At 57.8% G+C, this 19,413-nt stretch carries 15 protein-coding genes; 11 read left to right on the forward strand and 4 right to left on the reverse strand.

The window, feature by feature from the left end; all coding sequences use genetic code 11:
- Positions 1–3: 3 nt before the first annotated feature.
- Positions 4–1,047: a DNA polymerase III subunit delta gene (gene holA, locus NHH03_RS24455; RefSeq protein WP_253160714.1), complete on the reverse strand. Its 1,044-nt coding sequence runs from the start codon at positions 1,045–1,047 to the stop codon at positions 4–6.
- 148 nt (positions 1,048–1,195) lie between these two features.
- Positions 1,196–2,650 carry a sulfatase-like hydrolase/transferase gene (locus NHH03_RS24460; protein ID WP_253160715.1) on the reverse strand — a complete coding sequence of 485 codons (1,455 nt, stop codon included), beginning with the start codon at positions 2,648–2,650 and terminating at the stop codon, positions 1,196–1,198.
- 229 nt (positions 2,651–2,879) lie between these two features.
- Here NHH03_RS24460 and nrfH point away from each other — a divergent pair, with 229 nt between their 5' ends.
- Together nrfH and NHH03_RS24470 are read left to right on the forward strand one after the other, a co-directional pair.
- Positions 2,880–3,446 (forward strand): cytochrome c nitrite reductase small subunit, encoded by a 567-nt coding sequence (nrfH, locus tag NHH03_RS24465; RefSeq protein ID WP_253160717.1) that lies wholly within the window; start codon positions 2,880–2,882, stop codon positions 3,444–3,446.
- 49 nt (positions 3,447–3,495) lie between these two features.
- Positions 3,496–5,025, forward strand: a complete 1,530-nt coding sequence (locus NHH03_RS24470; protein ID WP_253160719.1) for an ammonia-forming cytochrome c nitrite reductase subunit c552 — start codon at positions 3,496–3,498, stop codon at positions 5,023–5,025.
- 143 nt (positions 5,026–5,168) lie between these two features.
- Here NHH03_RS24470 and NHH03_RS24475 read toward each other — a convergent pair whose 3' ends face one another.
- A complete protein-coding gene (locus NHH03_RS24475) occupies positions 5,169–7,364 on the reverse strand; it encodes a hypothetical protein (RefSeq protein ID WP_253160721.1) in 2,196 nt (731 codons plus the stop codon).
- Positions 7,365–7,522: 158 nt separating this feature from the next.
- Between NHH03_RS24475 and mnmG the strand changes: the two genes are divergently transcribed.
- The 7 genes from mnmG to NHH03_RS24510 all read left to right on the forward strand — a co-directional run bounded on the left by mnmG (position 7,523) and on the right by NHH03_RS24510 (position 16,173).
- Positions 7,523–9,355, forward strand: coding sequence for a tRNA uridine-5-carboxymethylaminomethyl(34) synthesis enzyme MnmG (gene mnmG, locus NHH03_RS24480; protein ID WP_253160724.1), 1,833 nt, complete (start codon positions 7,523–7,525; stop codon positions 9,353–9,355).
- A gap of 336 nt (positions 9,356–9,691) precedes the next feature.
- A complete protein-coding gene (locus tag NHH03_RS24485; protein ID WP_253160726.1) occupies positions 9,692–10,279 on the forward strand; it encodes a response regulator in 588 nt (195 codons plus the stop codon).
- Entirely contained in the window at positions 10,280–11,629 is a 1,350-nt protein-coding gene (locus NHH03_RS24490) for a sensor histidine kinase (protein ID WP_253160728.1), read from the forward strand.
- Positions 11,630–11,699: 70 nt separating this feature from the next.
- The gene (gatA, locus tag NHH03_RS24495) at positions 11,700–13,157 is read left to right on the forward strand and encodes an Asp-tRNA(Asn)/Glu-tRNA(Gln) amidotransferase subunit GatA (RefSeq protein WP_253160730.1); all 1,458 of its coding nucleotides are present in this window, start codon (positions 11,700–11,702) and stop codon (positions 13,155–13,157) included.
- 4 nt (positions 13,158–13,161) lie between these two features.
- Positions 13,162–14,634, forward strand: coding sequence for an Asp-tRNA(Asn)/Glu-tRNA(Gln) amidotransferase subunit GatB (gene gatB / locus NHH03_RS24500; RefSeq protein ID WP_253160732.1), 1,473 nt, complete (start codon positions 13,162–13,164; stop codon positions 14,632–14,634).
- 226 nt (positions 14,635–14,860) lie between these two features.
- Positions 14,861–15,319 (forward strand): hypothetical protein, encoded by a 459-nt coding sequence (locus NHH03_RS24505; RefSeq protein ID WP_253160734.1) that lies wholly within the window; start codon positions 14,861–14,863, stop codon positions 15,317–15,319.
- A complete protein-coding gene (locus NHH03_RS24510; protein ID WP_253160736.1) occupies positions 15,316–16,173 on the forward strand; it encodes a hypothetical protein in 858 nt (285 codons plus the stop codon). The genes NHH03_RS24505 and NHH03_RS24510 overlap by 4 nt, the downstream gene beginning before the upstream one ends.
- A gap of 14 nt (positions 16,174–16,187) precedes the next feature.
- On the opposite strand, the gene NHH03_RS24515 is transcribed toward NHH03_RS24510, so the two are convergent.
- Positions 16,188–17,087, reverse strand: coding sequence for a sugar phosphate isomerase/epimerase family protein (locus NHH03_RS24515; protein ID WP_253160737.1), 900 nt, complete (start codon positions 17,085–17,087; stop codon positions 16,188–16,190).
- A gap of 292 nt (positions 17,088–17,379) precedes the next feature.
- Here NHH03_RS24515 and amrS point away from each other — a divergent pair, with 292 nt between their 5' ends.
- Together amrS and NHH03_RS24525 are read left to right on the forward strand one after the other, a co-directional pair.
- On the forward strand, positions 17,380–18,444 hold the full coding sequence (gene amrS, locus NHH03_RS24520) for an AmmeMemoRadiSam system radical SAM enzyme (protein ID WP_253160739.1): 1,065 nt from the start codon (positions 17,380–17,382) through the stop codon (positions 18,442–18,444).
- Positions 18,445–18,567: 123 nt separating this feature from the next.
- Positions 18,568–19,059, forward strand: coding sequence for a GNAT family N-acetyltransferase (locus tag NHH03_RS24525; RefSeq protein ID WP_253160741.1), 492 nt, complete (start codon positions 18,568–18,570; stop codon positions 19,057–19,059).
- Positions 19,060–19,413 lie beyond the last annotated feature (354 nt).

Genomic DNA, 19,413 nt, shown 5'->3' on the forward strand with positions numbered 1-19,413 from the left:
GGATCAACAGCTAGCCAGTCGCATCACAAACTGCTCCAGCAAAAACCGGTCGCGGCCTTCGGCGCTGTGGGTGCCTTTGAGTCTTAAATCGGCATCCAACAGCCATGGCAGCAACATGCTCGCCCGCTCGCGTTTCATGCGTTTCATGTCTGCGATCGCACGCGAGACTTCGTTGGGCCGACTGATACCGGCTTTGGCCAAGGAATCTTCCAGGCGTTGGTGGCGACCGGCCCGTTCGCTTTGGATGTGTGCCGCGGTGGCTAGCCCCAGTCGCCGCAGTGACCAAGCGATCTGTGGCAAGAGTGCGATCGCCGGTTGGCCGCCGGAAATCAGTTTGTCCAACTGTTTCAATGCTTCGGCAGAATTGCCCGACGAGATCGCTTCGCTGATTTGCCAGATGGTTTTGCCCTGCCATCCGGCGACCACTTCACGCACCAGCGGTTCATCGATCGTCTGGCCGGGTTCCAGGTACAGTGACAGTTTGGCGATTTCGGTATCCAGAAAACCGACGTCGTCGCCCAGCATTTCGACCAGTGCATCGGCGGCGGTCGCCGACATCTCGGACTTGTGTTTTGGCGCGATGTATCCGGTCAAGAACTTGCGCCGTGCGGCGGCAGTGGCCCCCGACTTTTGTCCCGTTTCGCCACTGCAGCACACCAGCAGGTGTGATTTGTCCAGCGCCTTGTAGACTTTGGTGTTGGAGGCCAATGATTCGAACTGCAACACCAGCCGCGCGACTTTACCGGGTTTGGCCAGATACGATTCGATCTCGGGTCGATGATTGGAAACGAACTTGTCGGCATCGCGGACCACGACCGTCCGCTGTTCTCCCATATCGAAGAGCGATGCGGTCGACAATTCATCGTTGATGTCCGCCCAGCGGGCGGTCGTTCCTTCAACATCGGTCACGTCGGCCTGGCCGGTCAAACGCGTCGTCACCCAGCCGGTCAACGTGCTGTCACCGCCAAACAGCCCGGCAACGGCAAAATCGACCGGCGTGTCAGCGGCTGTTTTGGTCAGGAATTCGAAGGCATGTGTTCTAGACATTCCGGCAGTGTATCAGCTGATGGGATCGGAATGATGGGGGTAGCCGGCTCTCCGCTGGTGTGTCGGATTGATCCGACCGGCTTTATTCGTCGCAAAAGACCCTTGCCCGAGTCGGATCAATCCTCCACACCAACGGCAGTCGCAGGGTTTATTTCTCGCGCCGCTTGATCCAGGACTGGTACTCCCAGCGATTTTTCCATTGATCCAGATAGGGTTGGTAGTCGGCGCGGTCGACCCAGAACATCGGTTCGGGGTGGTCGGCGTTGACACGGCCTGACGGATAGTCCGCTCCGGATTGGCTGGCGTCGGTCGATTGGTACCAGGATTGAAGTGCTGTTTTCATCGATTGGGCGATCGCCGGATGAGCCTGGGCAACATCGTTGGCTTCGCCGACATCATCGACCAAATGGTAGAGCTCAAATCCGCCTTGCTGGTACTGGTTGGACAGCAGTTTCCAATCGCCGTCGACGATTGCGGCTTTGGTTTTGTAGCGAAAGCAGATCGGTTGGTCGCGGGGCGGATTGGCCGCTGAATCGGACGGGAACAAGTGAGTCAGACTGATGCCGTCACGGGGTCGCTCGGCATCGGGATACTCGACTTCTGCTAGTTCCAGCACTGTTGGCAGGATGTCCATCACACTGGCGGGGAACTCGGTTTGCCGCGGTGCGATATGTCCTGGCCATTCGAGGATGCCTGGCACGCGCAGTCCACCTTCGTAGATCAGACCTTTGTTGCCACGCAGTGGGCCGGTGGTTCCAGGCGTGATTTTGGGCAGGCCGCCGTTGTCACTGCAGTACCAGACCAGCGTTTTGGAATCGAGTTTTAGATCTCGCAGTCCGGCGCGCAGCGCCCCGACGCTGCGGTCCAGTGCGACCAGTTCACCGTAGTGATGCATCGATGTTTGATCGAGATTGCGAAACGCCGCGTTGTCGGCCTCGGACGCTTTGAAAGGCGAGTGGGGCGTGCCGTACCAGATCACATCAAAGAAGGGTCGATCCGATTGGGATTGCTGTTTGATGTGCGCCAGAGCTTGGTCAACAATCACGTCGGAGGAGTCGCCGCGGAAATCTTCGATCGTTCCGCCGCGGCTGAGCAATGGATCGCGGTCGTAGAAATTGGTCACCGACAACCAATGATCGAACCCGAAGGTACCGGGGTTAAATTTGTCATGGTCGAAAATGGGAACGCCGGGACCGCGAAGTCCGTTCAAGTGCCATTTACCAAAATGAGCCGTCTGGTAACCGGCTTGAGATAGCAGTGCCGGCAAGCTGATTTCTTGATGCCGCAGCGCGTAACCGTGCTCGGGGACTCCGGTGCGGTAACAACACCGACCGGTCAACACCGCCGCCCGCGTCGGCGAGCAAACCGGCGCGCCGGCGTAGAACCGATTGAATCGCAGTCCGGCTTTGGACATCGCATCCAAGTTTGGCGTTTTCAGAATCGGATGTCCGTTATACCCCGTTTCGCCCCAACCCTGATCATCGGCCATCACCAGGATGATGTTGGGCCGCTCGGACATTGGGACTGGATCGTCATTGGCAACGACCGATCCATGCAGCATCGCTGCGATCATCAGGCAGGAGGTCAGCGCAGGGTGAGACATGAATCAGGCTGGCGGTTGGGACAGGGGAGTTAGACTTGGACGGATTTGATTCTACCACCAAAGAATCGTCGTTTGCGTTTGGCAGACTGCAGGCAGGTTCGGCAGGAACCCCGGGGCAAATTGTAAATGGTGGCAGAACAGACGAAGCGCAGGGGTGGTTGTTGGCAACCGGCTGGGGGAATGGTATTTTTAACTGCTGCGTCACCATGGGCACAGTCAATCGGGGCGAATGATGTCAGACGAAGAATCGCAGCGCAACGATCGCGAACTTGGCGACGCCGAGGGCAGCGACAAAGAAGTCCCTGACGACTCGTCGCCGGGCCGAGGCAAGTTTTGGGGCGGCCGTCGATTCGGACGCGGGGCGATCGTGTTTGCGTTGTGTTTGGGGCTGTTGGCCGGGTTGGGCGTGTTTACGTTTGGCTATGGCAAGGGCGCCAGCTACATGAGCAACAATCCCGAGACCTGTGTGAATTGCCATGTGATGCAAAGTCACATGGATTCGTGGCTGCAGAGCAGCCATCACCAAGTGGCGGTTTGCAATGACTGTCATCTGCCGCATGATTTCATCGGCAAATGGGTGACCAAGGCCGACAACGGTTTCTTTCATTCACTGGCGTTTACGCTGGGTGGTTTCAAAGACCCGATTCAGATCAAGCCCCGCAATCGACGGGTCACGCAAGGTGCCTGTATCGATTGTCATCAGGACCTTGTTCACCCGTTGCTGCCGGAAACCGCCGGTGGCGACATGTTGATGTGTGTGCATTGCCACACCAGTGTCGGGCACGCCGCCCGCTAGTTCCGTTTGAATTTTTTGGCCGTCTCACTTTCAACTGTGACACCTGACCATGGCTTCTGAGAACAACAGCAGTTTCGGTTTCCTGGCTTTGCTGACCGGATTGACTGCGCTGGTGACCGTCGGCGCGGTCGCTTTGTTGATGAGTATCTTTGAACGCAAACAGGAAGCTCGGACGCCGTTTGTCAAAGTCGTCGAGGTCAGCGAAATCAGTACCGACCCCGAGCCATGGGGACTGAATTTTCCACAGCAGTACGAGGACTACTTACAGACGGTCAACGATTCCTACACCGACTTTGGTGGCAACCATGCACTTCCGCCGAGCAAGCTGGAAGAACACCCTTGGCTAAAACGATTGTTCGCCGGCTATGCGTTCAGTATCGATTATCGCGAAGCCCGCGGGCACGCTCACATGTTGTCCGACCAAGAAGTCACTCGGCGGGTCACCGAAGTCCAGCAGGCGGGTGCCTGTTTGCATTGCCATGCATCGATCATTCCCACCTATCGACGGATTGGATTGCAGCAGCAGGGTGGTGAAGTCACCGCGGAAAGACTGGCGGAAAGTTTCGATCAGCCGGCGGTGATGGCTGGATTCGAAGCGGTCAGTCAAAAGAATTACGAGGACGTGCATGCGGAACTGACCAAGACGCCCGATGGGGTGGTGCAGGCCGAGTCGGGTGATCCGCACCTGGGCGACGCGCATCCGGTTTCCTGTATTGATTGTCACGATCCGGAAACGATGGCGATTCGCGTCACTCGGCCCGGTTTCATTCTGGGGATGGACAAATTGGCCAAGAGTGATGACCCGGTGCCGCATCTACCGAGCGTACAGAAATGGCGCGACAGCGGTGCACAGGGCGACTACGACCCGAACACGCACGCAACGCGCCAGGAGATGCGATCGTTTGTTTGTGGTCAATGCCATGTAGAGTATTACTGTGCCAGCAAGATGACGCTGACCTATCCCTGGAGCAACGGTTTGAAGATGGAGGACCTGGAACAGGAATGGGACGAGACCACGTTTTCCGACGGCGAGGCGTTCTACGATTACGTGCACAAGGAAACCGGGACCAAGGTGTTCAAAGCCCAGCACCCGGAATTTGAATTGTGGAGCCAGGGAATTCATGCCCGCTCGGGAGTCAGTTGCAGCGATTGTCACATGCCCTACGAGAAACGCGGCGCCACCAAGGTCAGCAGCCACTGGGTGCGCAGCCCGATGGAGAACATCAACAAGGCGTGCCAAACCTGTCACCATTTCCCCGAGCAAGATCTGAAGCAACGGGTTGATTTGATTCAGCAGCGGACCAGCGACTTGATCGAACGGGCTGCGACGGCAATGACCGACATGTTGGACGCGATCGTCGCGGCACAAGCATCTGGCGCCAGCGAACAGCAACTGAAACCGATTCGGGATTTGCAACGCAAGGCGATGTGGCGGCTGGATTTCATCGCCAGCGAGAACAGCAAGGGGTTCCATGCCTCTCAAGAATCCGCCCGGATTTTGGCCGAGTCGGTCGACTACAGCCGGCAAGCGATCGCGGCTTGTTACAAGCTGGATTCGGCGTCGACCGAGACGGAGTGAGGGATGCGGTTGGTGGAGAGATGAAACCGGTCGGATAAATCCTCTACACCAGCGCGTTGTTTTTTGTTCCGTAGCTGATCCCGCCAGGGTTCAGACCGAGACCGTGGCCGCCCCGGCGACGCACGCCTGGTTTCGCGTGGCCGTTAGCGGGAGCGGAAGCCGAGGATTCGAGCTCGCGGTGCCAGGCCGCCGGTGGCGATTGGTTGGTCCAGCAAATAGCTGCCGACATTGCCGGCTTGATCGGTGGCGTCGAGTCGCAGATAGATCTGCGGCGGTAGTTTGGGGTCGGCCGGCCAGACGTACAGACCGTCATTGCGCAGACCCGCCGCGATGGTTGTCCAGGGGCCTTCCAGCGAATCGCTAAACGCAATCGCCACCGGTCGACTCATCAGATTCTCGTCTTCGCATTCGTAGTTGATCACCAGCGAACCGATTCGATCCCCTTCACCGTACCGCGCCGAAGTGACTTTGACCTTGGGCAGCGATTGGTCGACGATCACGGCAATGTCAGGATCATCACCGGGCAGCGGGCGTGGACTGGCCAGCCCATTGTTGCCGAGCACGACGATGCGAAACGCGAACACGCCTTCGCCGTTGGTTTCAATGTCAAACGGGCTGCTGCGATCAGGGTCGGCGCCCCAGCGTTTCCAAGTGCGTCCGGCGTCGATGCTGCCGTAGAGTTCGACCGATTCGACGCCCGTCGATGCGACCGCTTCGAGTTCGTATTCCAAGCTAAAACGGTTCGAGTCGCTATAGCGAAACGGTACGTTGCGAGCCAATTGGGCGCGATCGAATCGCAATTGTTGCTCGCGACCGGTTTGTTCGGCCCGCTCGGCGCGGTAGCGGCGAGTGTCTTGCGGCGTTTGACTGGCGGTCGGTGTGGGAATGGATTCCGGACCCGAGGCAGTGTTCAGATTGGGGGATCGGTTGTCTGTCGACAGCGGTCGCATCGCATCACGCAGCGTCCGCATGCGTGTGGGTGCCGGCGTGTTGACGGCAGGTGCGTTAAAGTCAGGCGCATTAAAGGCCGGGTCAGGCGTCGGCACGGCCACACTTTCGGTGATCGGCAGGCCACTGGTGGCCGGCGCAGCATTGCCGGTCGCTGCGTTGGCGGCGTTGGCTGTCGGCGTCGCGACTGTTGTCGGCAGCGTTTCAGACTGTCCCGGTCCAGGCGGCAAGACTTCCACGCCACGGACCGTGGTTTTCACCGTCAGTCCGCTGGCCGGCAGACTGAACGAGTTGTTCGGTGTGGGAGTGGTCGATGATGGCATCGCGCTGCGGGCGGGCGTGCTGGCCGCCGGCACGCTCGAGTTCGGTGCAGTCGCTGTCGGTGCTGCGGTTCTGGGTGGTGGCGGCAGTGGGAATCGATTGACCGGTGTGGCCGGTGGCGGTGCGACGCCGCGCAAGTTGAACCCCTGGGGTGCGGGGGCGGTGTAGGAGTCAGCGGTTGATTGCGGGCCCAATAGGAACCGGGGCGGATCGCCGGGACCGGAAACGGTTTGGACACGCAACCGATTGTCGGCTTGGGCCATCACGGGCTGGCCAGCGGTGGAGTCGACGCTGTTGGCAGTGGCGGGATCGCGATGGGGCCGCGGCGAATCGTCCTGTGGAGTGGTGGCAGCGATCCGCGGCCGACGAAACGTTTTGGCCTGCACGGACCTGTTGCCGAGCGCGTCGGTCGCCGTCACATGCACTGAAATCTGCCGCCAGTCCTCTTTGGGAGCGAGCTGGAATTCGCCACGTTCGCTGATCAAATCCTTGGTGACTGTCTGCCACTGGCGAACCACGTCGGTGGCATACAGGACTCGCAAGTTCGTGACTTGCTGGGGGTCGACCAGTTCTAAATGAGCGGTCAGCTTTCCATTCAGGTCGGCGCTACCGTCGAGTTTGATCTCGGGGCCGGTGGTGTCGATGTAGACTTTGCGTTGCGGGACCAGCTCGGAAGTGGGTGCGGAGAGCGGGCGTAGATCCGTGGCGGTTGTGAACCAATGGTCGCCGTCGCTGGTCGCTTCGTAGTGGAATTGCGAGATCGAGATCGGTTCTTCTTGAGCCACTTGCCAGTTTTGGCCGCGGTCGGTTGAAACGTACAGACGGATCTTTGTCGCCTTTGATCCCGCATCCATTTGAAATGGGATATCAAAAACCCGAGAACGGAGGACAATGGCATCTGGATCAATCCCGCTGGGCTGGGTTTGCCCGCCCGCTGTCGGGGGCTGATCGCCGCCGGCAGAGGCCGGCGCGGTTGCAATCGCCACCAGGACAAGCATCCCGAGGGATGCCGCCAGCAGGTTTTGGGGCGGTGCGGAGAGAGCCCGCGCGAATTGGCCGATTGCTGGCATCAAATGCGCTTGATTCAGATGGACGGATAGACCTCACTTTCCGGATTCGGCGATTCTGGCGCGGATCTTGATCTGGAAGCGTGAAAATGCATGGTTGTGACGATTCGGGGGGCCGACCGGGTTCAATAGATGATGATTAAATCAGTGCGAGGGGACGAATGATTGAGTATCGATATGACGTGATCGTGATCGGGGCGGGACACGCCGGCACCGAGGCTGCTGCGGCGGCGGCACGGCTGGGCGCCCGCACGGTGTTGTTGACGACCAATCTGGATACGGTCGGGCAGATGTCCTGCAATCCGGCCATCGGCGGTGTCGCCAAAGGGCAAATCGTCCGCGAAGTCGATGCGCTGGGGGGACTGATGGGACTGGCGATCGACGCCACCGGGATTCAATTTCGGATGTTGAACTGTCGCAAGGGCCCCGCCATGCACAGCCCCCGCGCCCAGGCCGACAAGAAGGCCTATCAGCAGTACATCAAGCATGCGATCGAATTGCAAAGCGATCTGGATCTGCGCCAGGAAACCGTCGAAGACCTATTGACCGAAACCACGCCCGAGGGAGAGCGGGTGGTGGGTGTGCGGGTGCGTGGTGACGCAGAATATCGCGCACCGACGGTGATTCTGACGACGGGGACGTTTCTGTCGGCGATCATGCACACCGGCGGCGCCAAGACCGCGGGGGGACGCGCCGGCGAAGGCACCACGACCGGGATCAGTGGCGCGCTGGATCGATTGGGATTCCAAATCGAGCGTTTCAAAACCGGAACGCCGGCGCGATTGAATCGTCGCACCATCGACTATGCCGGTTTGGATGAACAACCCGGTGATGATCAGCCACAGCCGTTTTCGTTCATGAATGATTCGCTGTCGATCGATCAGGTCCCCTGTCACATCGCGATGACCAATGCCGCGGTGCACGATTTGATTCGCGCCAATTTGCATCGCGCTCCGATGTACAGCGGGGAAATCAATTCGCGCGGTCCACGGTATTGTCCCTCGATCGAAGACAAGGTGGTGCGTTTTGCCGACAAGCAAAGCCACCAGTTGTTCCTTGAACCGGAAGGCCATCACACCGAAGAAGTCTACGTCAACGGGATTTCCACCAGTCTGCCGCGGGACGTTCAAGACGGCATGTTTCGGCTGATTCCAGGCTTGGAAAAGGCCACGATCATGCGCTATGGCTATGCGGTTGAATACGACTATTGTCCGCCCACGCAGTTGTGGCCGCATTTGGAATCCAAGCGAGTCGCCGGATTGTTCTTGGCCGGCCAGATCAACGGGACCACCGGCTACGAAGAAGCCGCCGGCCAAGGTTTGATCGCCGGATTGAATGCCGCGCGATTGGTCGCCAAGCAAGCGCCTTGGGTTCCGTCGCGAGATCAGGCCTACATCGGCGTGTTGGTCGATGACCTGGTCACCAGCGGAACCGACGAACCGTACCGAATGTTTACCAGTCGCGCCGAGTATCGATTGTTGTTGCGCCAGGACAACGCCGATCGCCGGCTGACCGAAGTTGCTGATTCGTTGGGATTGATCAGCGCCCACCGGCGCGCACGGTTCGCGGAAAAACTGGCGGAAATCGATCGGGCGCTGGAGTTGCTCGGTGGCGTGCGTGTCTCGACGGCGAAAGGGGAAGCCAAGGGCGACGTCTATCTGCGACGACCGGAAGTGGAATGGAAAGAGATGCGACAAATCATTCCCGAACTTGCTTCGATCGGATCGCAAGCTGCCCAGCAAGTGGTCTATGACATCAAATACGAAGGCTACGTCAGTCGCCAACGTGACGAGGTCGCACGACAACAACGGATGTCAAAGAAAAAGATCCCCAGCACCTTTGATTACAAGTCCATCACCGCGATGCGGAATGAGGCCAAAGAGAAGCTTTCGGAAATCCGCCCGCTCACACTGGACCAGGCGCAGCGGATCAGCGGCATCACCCCGGCTGACATCACGCTGCTGCTGGCCTATCTGGAATCGCCCCGCAAGTGAAGTGTCGTCACTGCGATGCCGGTCAACCTATCTTGACCTGTTGTGCGGATTCGGTAAGATTCGTGGGTCAGGCAAGATCGGCAATCTCGAGGGTTTTGGAGTTTGCTGCTGCTTACGTTTTTCGCGCAGAATAGCAACGTAATGCTCTTGTGCGGTAGCGTGGGGGTTTTGCTAAAAGAGACGTGTTGTGTTGGTTTGGTGACCGACACGAAAATGCGAGCTTGACCGCTGGCATGGAAAGACACGTAACTGGGCGACCTTTCATGTGAAGGGTTTGTCCAAGACAAATGCACAGGTTGGGAAACGGCTCGTCCTGCAGGGAGGATGGTTTCTGCGATGACCAAAAAAACGGTCTTTACGACAGGCGAAGCGGCGAAAATCTGCAAAGTCAGCCAGCAGACGATAATTCGCTGCTTCGACAATGGCTCACTGAAGGGTTTTCGAGTTCCGGGTAGCAAGTTTCGACGAATCCCTCGTGAACAGCTTTATCTGTTCATGAAAGACAATGGGATTCCGACGGACGCACTCGAGAGCGGCAAGAAGAAATTGTTGATCGTTGACGATGACCAAGATTTGGTCGAGTTGATGAAAGACGGTTTTGAACGCGACGGGCGATTCGATATTCGCACGGCGAACAATGGTTTTGATGCCGGTATGGGCGTCAAAGAATTCCGACCCGACCTTGTCGTGTTGGATGTGATGTTACCCGACATTAACGGGAAAGAAGTGTGTCATCGGGTCCGCAGTGATCCGGCCTTGGACATGGTCAAAATCCTCTGTATCTCGGGGATGGTTGAACACAACAAGGTCGATGCGCTCAAGGCCGCCGGTGCCAACGATTTCATGCAGAAACCGTTCGCGATCGATGACTTGGTGCTGCGATCGTGCGATCTGCTGGAAATGGAACGCAACGTCCCGAATTAGATGGATGCGGTGACCAGTCTCCGCAACGACAGCAATGATCGGTCCGTCCCAGCTCGCTCGCGCGACTTGGGATGGTGGGGTGTGTTGCCGCCCATTTGCCGCCAATCTCAACGGTGGTGGTTGCCGCTTTCGGACACCGCCCTGGTGGCGCTCTCGCATGCGCTTGCGACGGGTCATGGAGATTGGCAGAAACCCTCGCCACCGGCGGTCAAACGGGTGCTCACTGCGCTCGGTCAAGATCCGCCGCTATTGCTATTTGCACTGCTCCATTGGCCGGGCGACGATTTCGTCTCGGCGACCGAGTTGGCTGAATGGTTGCTGGGTGCTGCGGCAGAATTATTTTCCGGCGGGCAATGGATCTTGTCGGCTCCCTCCATAACCGACCAGCAACAGCGTCAATGGTCGCGGTTGATGGCGCGTAGTGGCTCGCTTGCGCCAAACCAATGGCTGCAGCACGCCGCGGACTGGTTGCAAGTGGCCGGTCCGGACGTCGATGCCGATTGGATCGCCAGTCTGCCAGCGGTGATTTGGGATGACCAGTTGGGCGCGACGGCCTCCAAAAACGACTGCGAAAACAGCGGCCCGATCGACGGCAGCGTTTTATTGCAACAAATCGCTCGACTGCGGATGCGCGACCGAATCACCGAACACAGTCTGTCGGCGCTCGCGGAAAAACGAAAGAACGCCGCAGCCAAACAGCTGGCCTATGGGCTAAGCCACGAAATCAACAACCCGCTGGCCAACATTTCAGCTCGTGCGCAGCAATTGGCCCGCGACGAGAGCGATCCGGCTCGGTCGCGTTCGCTGGATCAAATCGTCCAGCAGGTCTATCGGGCACACGAAATGATCGCCGGATTGATGTTTTTCGCCAATCCACCCACAGCCGAACTGGAAACGGTTGATTTAAATGGTTTGATCGACGAAGCGGCGGATGAATTTCGTCGGCTGGCCGATCAGGTCGACATTCGATTGTTCGACGAAACGCTGGTCCAGCCCGCGCTGGCGGTGGTGGATCGCAACATGATGTTAGAAGCCGTCCGGGTGTTGGTCCGCAACGCAATGGAAGCGGTCGGCGGCGGGGGGACCGTGGTGATTTCGATTGAATCCTCAGTGGACCAGGCCGAAAATCCGCAGTGGTTGATTCATGTGGCCGACAGCGGTCCGGGGCTCAGTAGCGAAGCGACTCGCCACGCGTTTGATCCGTTTTACAGCGGTCGAGAGGCTGGCCGCGGGCTGGGTTTAGGGCTGTGCCGGGCTTATCGGGTGGCAAAACTGCATGACGCAACGATTCGGCTGTCCGCCGGGCTGGCCGGCTGCGTGGCCACGATCGCAATCAATCGCCCCCGGTAGGCGCTCTTGGCAGCGATGGTCGATAATTCGATTGAATTATCCGATTGGTCGTTTTGAGATTCTCATCTTCATGCTTGATTCTGCTTTGGAAGTGTTGCGGTTGCAGACCAGCGGCGAAGCATCCGCGGTCGAAATAGCCGAGCAGGCGATGGCCGCGATCGAAGCGTCGCAGCCGACACACAACGCCTACACCCATGTCGATCGCCAGGCAGCCATGGCGACGGCCAAGTCGGTTGACGCGCGCCGCGCGGCCGGCGAAACACTAGGCCCCTTGGCCGGCGTTCCGGTGGCGGTCAAAGACGTGCTGTGCACCAACGACATGCCGACGACCTGTTCCTCGGAAATGCTGCGTGGCTTTCGTCCTCCCTACGACGCCACCGTGGTCGAAAAATTGCGTGCTGCCGACGCGGTGATCGTCGGCAAGACGAACATGGACGAATTTGCCATGGGCGCTAGCACTGAAACCAGTGCGTTCGGGATCACCCGCAACCCCTGGGATCTGGAGCGAACGCCGGGCGGCAGCAGTGGTGGGGCCGTCGCGGCCGTTGCCGCCGGCACGGTTCCGCTAAGTTTGGGGACAGACACCGGCGGTTCGATCCGGCAACCGAGTGCGTTTTGCGGCGTGACGGGTTTGAAACCGACCTATGGCCGCGTCAGTCGCTACGGGTTGGTGGCGTTTGCCAGCAGCCTGGACCAGGTCGGGCCGATCGCCTGGTCGGCGGCCGATTGTGCGTTGTTGATGAATGTGATCGCCGGATACGAGCCCCGCGATTCGACATCGTTGAACAAGGACGTCCCGGATTACACGGTCGCAACACAGTCGACGGATCTGCGCGGCATTCGAATCGGTGTCCTACGTGAATCGATGCAGGCCGAAGGGATCGACCCGGCGGTTCAACAAGCCGTGGCTCATGCGATCGGTGTGTTTGCAGAGCTTGGTGCCGAGATCATCGATGTCGATCTACCGCATCGCGAATACTGGGTGCCGACCTATTACGTGATCGCACCGAGCGAGGCCAGTAGCAACCTGTCGCGTTTCGACGGCGCACATTATGGCCATCGCGCCGACGGTGCCAGTGACTTGTTGTCGATGTATTGCCGCAGTCGTGCCGAAGGGTTCGGTGCCGAGGTGAAACGACGAATCATGGTCGGTACCTATGCACTTAGCGAAGGCTATGCCGATGAATACTACAACAAAGCATTGAAGGTTCGCCGCTTGATTCGCGGCGACTACGACGCGGCATTCTCCCAGGTCGATCTATTGCTCGGACCGGTCACACCGACGCCGGCTTTTCGGTTGGGGGACAAAATCGACGACCCGATCCAAATGTATCTGTGTGATCTGTTCACCGTTGGTGCGAACCTGGCAGGCGTGCCGGCGCTTTCATTGCCGGGTGGGTTTGATCCCTCGGGTTTGCCGATCGGGATCCAATTGCAAGCGCCGACATTGGAGGAGAGCCGCTTGTTTTTTGCCGGTTCGGCATTCCAATCGCTAACCGACTATCACACCAAACGACCGAATCAATAACTCGATGACACAGCTACCTACGACGACGATCATCGGATTGGAAGTCCACGTTCAACTGAAAACAGCAACCAAGTTGTTTTGTGGTTGCAGCACTCAATTCGGAAGTCCGCCCAACACCCAGGTTTGTCCGGTTTGTCTGGGCCTGCCGGGTGCCCTGCCGGTGCTGAATGAACACGCGATCGAGCTGGCGATTCGCGCCGGATTGTCGATCAACTGCAGCATTCCACCACTGACAAAATGGGATCGCAAGCAATACTTCTATCCCGATTTACCCAAGGGCTACCAGATCAGCCAGTTTGATCTACCGATCTGTGCGGATGGCTGTTTGCAAATCGCCGATCCCGCCAATCCCGATGCGACTCGAAAGATCGGCATCACCCGCGCCCACCTGGAGGAAGACGCCGGCAAGAGCATGCATGACGAAGTCGCCGGGCGTGGTGACACACGGATCGATCTGAACCGCTGCGGGACACCGCTGCTGGAAATCGTTAGCGAACCCGACATGCGGACCGCCGAAGAGGCGCTGGCATATTTAACCAAGCTGAAAGAGACGATGACGCACTTGGGCGTTTCGGATTGTGAAATGCAGGAAGGCAGTTTGCGAGTCGATGCTAACGTCAACTTACACATCGATAAACACGGTGAGAAATTTATCACGCCGATCGTCGAAGTGAAAAACATGAACAGCTTTCGCAGCGTTGTCGGCGCAATTCATTTTGAAGCCCAACGCCAGTACGCCGAATGGGAACAGACCGGCGACACGATTGAAACGCGAGGCAAGCGAACGTTCGGCTGGAATGATGCCAAAGAAGTCACTGAACCCCAGCGGGAGAAAGAGGAATCGGCGGACTATCGGTATTTCCCCTGCCCGGATTTATTGCCGGTGCGAATTTCCCGCGAACAAGTCGACGCGATTCGGCAAACACTGGGCGAATCACCCCAGGCCGCTCGAGAGCGATTGCCCGTTCAATATGGCATCAAACCCTATGACGCGGATGTGATCGTGTCCCAAGGCCGCGCGATGGTCGACTACTTTGATGCGGCCGCGCTGAAGTGTGGCGATGGAAAACGGACCAGCAGTTGGATCCAACAGGACGTCATGCGGACCTTGAAAGAGCAGGGCGGTGACATCGAATCATTTGGCGTCACCGCCGACCAGTTGGGAGAAATTCTTTCCCAAGTCATTGCCGGTGATTTGACCAATGATCGTGCCCGCGACGTGTTCCGTCATCTGTGTGAACAGGGCGGATCGGTCGCTGATGCGATTGCCGCGCTGGGGATCGAAGCCGTCGACAACAGCGAAATCGAAGCCTTGGTCAAAGATCTCTTGGCAGCGAACCCCAAAATCGTGGACGATGTGAAGAACGGAAACGAAAAAGCGGTGGGGGCGTTGATTGGTCAAGCACGCAAACAAAATCCCAACGCCAGCCCACAACTGGTACGCGAAACCGCGTTGCAGTTGATTGCTAACATGTAGTCATGCTGGTGGCTTTTGAAGTTGCGCTTTTGCGTGGGGCATTGTTTTTTGGTAACCCGAAGCGTCAGCGAGGGATCCCGTTAACACCCTCAATCCCTCGCTCACCCGTCGCGTTTCCGATCGAAGCAGAGCTTCCAAACTGTCAATCTGGGGAGGGTCGCAGTGCATTGCGTGCTCGATTCCGACCCGTTCCATTTCCAAGTGAAACCGAATCAACGCGAGTCGCATGGACCAGCAATCACCGCAACGTGGCCGCGATCCGCTGTTCGGATTGATTTTGATCGGCATCGTCGTTGTCGTCATTTGGTTGATGTTGATGCCCTGTTTTCCAGGGCTGGCTGCTGTGACACTGCGACGGTTTCAGTTACGCACCGATTCGTTTCCGCTGTGGGCGATTCAGGCTCCCGTCCCGTCGATGTACAACTTCGGCAACCGTTACGAAGTTCGCAAGATTCCCGAGGGTCTATTGGAACCGATCTTGCCGCCGCCACCCCCGCGTTACATCAATCACTTTCCCACCCGGGCGATGACCTTTGCATTCGGCCGCTACGTTCATTTGCATGATGGCAGCGACCGCTGGATCACATTTTGGTCTTCGTATCGCGGCCAAACTTTGGAGACAAAGGTCCATTTGAAACCGGTCGGGGAAGGCCGATTCGAGTGGCTGGTGGAGGGACGCGAGTGAGCGACCAAGTTTGTGAAGTCAGCCCCATCGTGGCAGACGATGACAATTCATTGCCTGTACCGGGCAGCGGCCGAGTGCTGTCGGCCTATCTGGTCGTCCAGGTCTGTCTGTTTCTGGGTTTGGTTTGGAAGTGGTGGTATTTCCAGCAAGCGGATCAGATCTATCAACAGATCTCGATTTCAGATTCGTTTTTTCCCGATTGGTTAGAATCGCCGCGGGTGGTCCGCTGGGCATATTTGGGTTCCTTGGCCGGTATCATTCTTGGTGTGCTGGGGATGTTGCCGTGGATTCGCCAGGTCTGTGCCGCGGTGGTGATTGCCACGCTGGGTGTATTGTTGGTGCACCAGGCCAGTTACAACGACATGACGTTTGCGACCAGTTTGTGGGTGGCGATCTGGACGTTCTGGTTCAGCACGCGCATGGAGCGAGATGAGCCTGCGTTTTTATTGCGCCGCGGGGCTTTTCTGGCGCGGGTGATCGGTTCGATGATTCTGCTAGGCGGTGCGGTCGGCAAATGGACGCCGGAGTACTGGTCGGGGGATGTGTTTTACGACATCTACTTTCGCGATCGCGACTATTGGGTGTTCAACTATTTGCGAGAGCACACCCAGCCGGAAACCTTGCGAACGATGGCCACTTGGTACAGCCGCAAAGTGATTGTTGTTGAAACGGTTGTCGGTCTGGGGATGTGGTTGTTGCCAGCCAAGATCGCCGCCGCAGTCGGGGTGACGATCTTTTTTTCGATCGCGTTCTTTTCGAACAACCTGCTGTTTTCAGTACTCTGGTGCCTAGTGGGTTTGTCAGCGGTTGGTTTTTTCGTGATCCGACAACCGGCGGCGGAACAGACGCAGTGATGGCAGCCGAGAGGTCAGTCTTGATTCATCATCTTGCGCAGGACTTGTAGATCGGTTTTGATCGCGGCAAGGTGTTCAGGGACAAGCTTGGGGTCGCGATGATCGATGTATTCTTCGTGCAACGAGATCGGGCCGTCGAAGTCGGATTCGGCCAGCATTTTGAAAAACGCTTTGTCGACCAGCCCTTCACCAAGCGGCGTGTTGGTTAGCTTGCTACCCTCCCAGTCAAAGTCTTTGACATAGACGGTGTCGATATGGTCGCGGATCATGCGGAACGTCGTCGGCCAACTCGTCCCGCCTTCGGCCGTGGCATGACGGATGTCATAGGCCATGCCAATGTCCGTCGGCGCGATGCCTTTTAGTACGCGAGCCAAGTCCCAGATCGGGGCGCCCATGTATTTGTTACCGGCATGGTTCTGGTACAGCCCGGTGATCCCGTAGTCGTGGTTGAGGGCGGCGAGTTCGCTGAACTGCCCCCGCCAAGCGTCGATCTGGTCATCGATCGGTTTTTTCGGATCGTAATGGACGTATTTCATTCGGTAGCGTTTGATCCCCAGTGTCGCGGCCGTTCGTATCACGCGTTTGGTCAACGGATCGGTGGCATCGTTAACGTCGGAGGCCATCACGGTGACCTGCAAGTCGCGCTTGGCTAACGCTTCCACCAGCTTTGGCAACTGCTGTTCAACTTGATCCGGGTCGACATGCCCGCCCGGACGCACCGGCGCTTCGATGCCATCAAAACCGAGCGCTGCAATCTGCTCGGCCAATTCATCATAGGACAGCGAATTGAACGGTTTCGTGAACACGCAGATCGGGTTCTTGGTGGACGTTTCTGCGGCACAGGCCACGGCCGGCTGCAAAGATGCGGCGGCGAGAGTGGCGGCCGAGGTGGCGAGGAATTGGCGTCGTTGCATGGGGTAAGATTTGCGGTGGGTGGGGGATTGCGTCTAGGCTGTAGTTTAACTTTTGAAGTTGCGCGTTTGCGTGAGGCATAGGTCTTTGGTAACCCGACGCGTCCGCGAGGGATCACGTCAACACCCTAAATCCCTCGCTGACGCGTCGGGTTGTGATGAAACGCACGACTTCAAAAAGTTTAACCGATCCGCAGTTTAACCGGTCCGCACCGGGGGACAGTGGCATCGGGCTGTAGAATCGAGTGTGAATTTAGGCGGTGGACTTCAACGGCGGTCAGTGGAGCGTGTGAGGATGCAAACACAGTGGTACCAGCCAACCGATCAGGGGCGAATTCTCTGTCAGCTTTGCCCCCGCGCGTGCCATTTGAATGATGGCGATCGCGGCTTTTGTTTTGTCCGCCAGAACATCGGCGGTCAGATGGTGCTGGACACCTACGGCAAGAGCACCGGGTTCTGCATCGATCCGATTGAAAAGAAACCGCTGAACCATTTCTTACCCGGCACACCGGTGCTTAGTTTTGGCACCGCCGGGTGCAATCTGGGCTGCAAGTTTTGTCAGAATTGGGACATCTCTAAAAGTCGCGAGGTGGCGCGGTTAAGCGACCGAGCCAGCCCCGAACAGATCGCCAACGCAGCCCAGCAATCGGGTTGTCGCAGTGTGGCGTTCACCTACAACGACCCGGTGATTTGGGCCGAGTATGCGCTCGACACCGCAGCGGCCTGTCGCCAGCTGGGAATTCGCTCGGTCGCCGTGACCGCCGGCTACATCACGCCTCAGGCACGGGGTGATTTTTTTGCCGGCATGGATGCGGCCAACATCGATTTAAAAGCGTTCACCGAAGACTTCTATTTCAAACTGACCAGTTCTCATTTGCAGCCCGTTTTGGACACGATCGAGTATGTCTGCAATCAGACCGATTGTTGGGTCGAGCTAACGAATTTGATGATTCCTGATGCCAATGACTCGGCGGCTGAAATCACGCAAATGTGTGAGTGGATTCTGACGCATGTTGGCCCCAATGTACCGCTGCACTTCACCGCCTTTCATCCCGATTTTCGAATGACCGATCGCAATCGTACTGACCCCGGGTCGCTACAGATGGCGTACAACATCGCGCGCCAGTGTGGGTTGAACTATGTGTATCTGGGCAACGTGCATGATGTCGCGCGGCAGAGCACCTATTGCCATCACTGTGGCGAGTTGTTGATACAACGTGATTGGCATCAGTTGGGGGTCTATGCTATGTCCGGGAATCAGTGCGCAAGTTGCCACGAAACAATCCCTGGTGTTTTTGAATCCAGTCCGGGGAACTGGGGCGCGCGCCGCCAACCGGTTCAGATCGTCACGTTGACGTGAACCGCGAATCTAAAAAACTCCAAACGCCGAAATGGAACGTGATTGACCGGCGCAGTCTGACGTTCTCACCACACCGCAGCCATGCAGACTCCATCGACATCTTCCACGATCTATCATCTTGAGATGCTTGATCCGCGGGCCTTCTGTCGGAACGGCGGACCGCCGGGATTTGAAGTGGAACCGGTTGCACCGCCGGATGAAAAACTGAATCGCAGTTTCTATCGCGCGGTCGGGGCGCAGTGGCAATGGACCGATCGACTGGGTTGGTCTGACGCCGATTGGCACCAGTACGTTCATCGCGACGAATTGAAGACTTGGATCGGCCGTTTGGATGGCCAACCGGCCGGCTATTTTGAATTGGAATCGCAGTGCGACGGCAATCTCGAAATTGTCTACTTTGGACTGCTACCGGATTTCATCGGTCGAGGCCTTGGAGGACCGTTGCTGTCGGCAGCCATTGCGTGCGCCTGGGATGTCCCGGGGACTTGGCGCGTGTGGGTGCACACCTGCAGCGAAGATCACCAAAACGCACTTGAGAATTACCGCAAGCGTGGATTCGAAATTTTCAAGACCGAGCGGGTTCAAAAGTTCATTCGATCGCCGTCTGTCGATTGACCCGCTGCGCAGCGCGAGCAAGGGATGCCAGTGATCCACTTCGTGACGCGGTTATCGCAACCCGACGCGTTCGTTTTGAAGATGCGTTTTTCTATTTCACTCTCCCGCCCCGGAGGTCGTCCAGCTTCGCGTGCCACCCATTGGGAGAGTCGCATGCCCTCAATCCCATCTCTACGCCAACGGCGTTCAATAGCTTAGCCCGGGGTCACTGTCGAACCTGCTGGAGGCAGGTTCGGCAGGAACCCCGGGTGAACATGCCGCCGAATCCCGCCGGGCAGCGCGTGTTCCCGGTGCTCGCAACCTAGGAACGCATTCATTTTTGTATCTCTTGACCTGACGACCGCCGTTTTGGTA

It is taken from the genome of Stieleria tagensis, from assembly GCF_024129865.1.
GTDB classification, from domain to species: Bacteria; Planctomycetota; Planctomycetia; order Pirellulales; family Pirellulaceae; genus Stieleria; species Stieleria tagensis.

Bases quoted from the DNA above. Each gene is read 5' to 3' on its own strand.
- holA (WP_253160714.1), bottom strand. From the start codon at position 1,047: ATGTCTAGAACACATGCCTTCGAATTCCTGACCAAAACAGCCGCTGAC.
- NHH03_RS24460 (WP_253160715.1), bottom strand. From the start codon at position 2,650: ATGTCTCACCCTGCGCTGACCTCCTGCCTGATGATCGCAGCGATGCTG.
- nrfH (WP_253160717.1), top strand. From the start codon at position 2,880: ATGATGTCAGACGAAGAATCGCAGCGCAACGATCGCGAACTTGGCGAC.
- NHH03_RS24470 (WP_253160719.1), top strand. From the start codon at position 3,496: ATGGCTTCTGAGAACAACAGCAGTTTCGGTTTCCTGGCTTTGCTGACC.
- NHH03_RS24475 (WP_253160721.1), bottom strand. From the start codon at position 7,364: ATGCCAGCAATCGGCCAATTCGCGCGGGCTCTCTCCGCACCGCCCCAA.
- mnmG (WP_253160724.1), top strand. From the start codon at position 7,523: ATGATTGAGTATCGATATGACGTGATCGTGATCGGGGCGGGACACGCC.
- NHH03_RS24485 (WP_253160726.1), top strand. From the start codon at position 9,692: ATGACCAAAAAAACGGTCTTTACGACAGGCGAAGCGGCGAAAATCTGC.
- NHH03_RS24490 (WP_253160728.1), top strand. From the start codon at position 10,280: ATGGATGCGGTGACCAGTCTCCGCAACGACAGCAATGATCGGTCCGTC.
- gatA (WP_253160730.1), top strand. From the start codon at position 11,700: ATGCTTGATTCTGCTTTGGAAGTGTTGCGGTTGCAGACCAGCGGCGAA.
- gatB (WP_253160732.1), top strand. From the start codon at position 13,162: ATGACACAGCTACCTACGACGACGATCATCGGATTGGAAGTCCACGTT.
- NHH03_RS24505 (WP_253160734.1), top strand. From the start codon at position 14,861: ATGGACCAGCAATCACCGCAACGTGGCCGCGATCCGCTGTTCGGATTG.
- NHH03_RS24515 (WP_253160737.1), bottom strand. From the start codon at position 17,087: ATGCAACGACGCCAATTCCTCGCCACCTCGGCCGCCACTCTCGCCGCC.
- amrS (WP_253160739.1), top strand. From the start codon at position 17,380: ATGCAAACACAGTGGTACCAGCCAACCGATCAGGGGCGAATTCTCTGT.
- NHH03_RS24525 (WP_253160741.1), top strand. From the start codon at position 18,568: ATGCTTGATCCGCGGGCCTTCTGTCGGAACGGCGGACCGCCGGGATTT.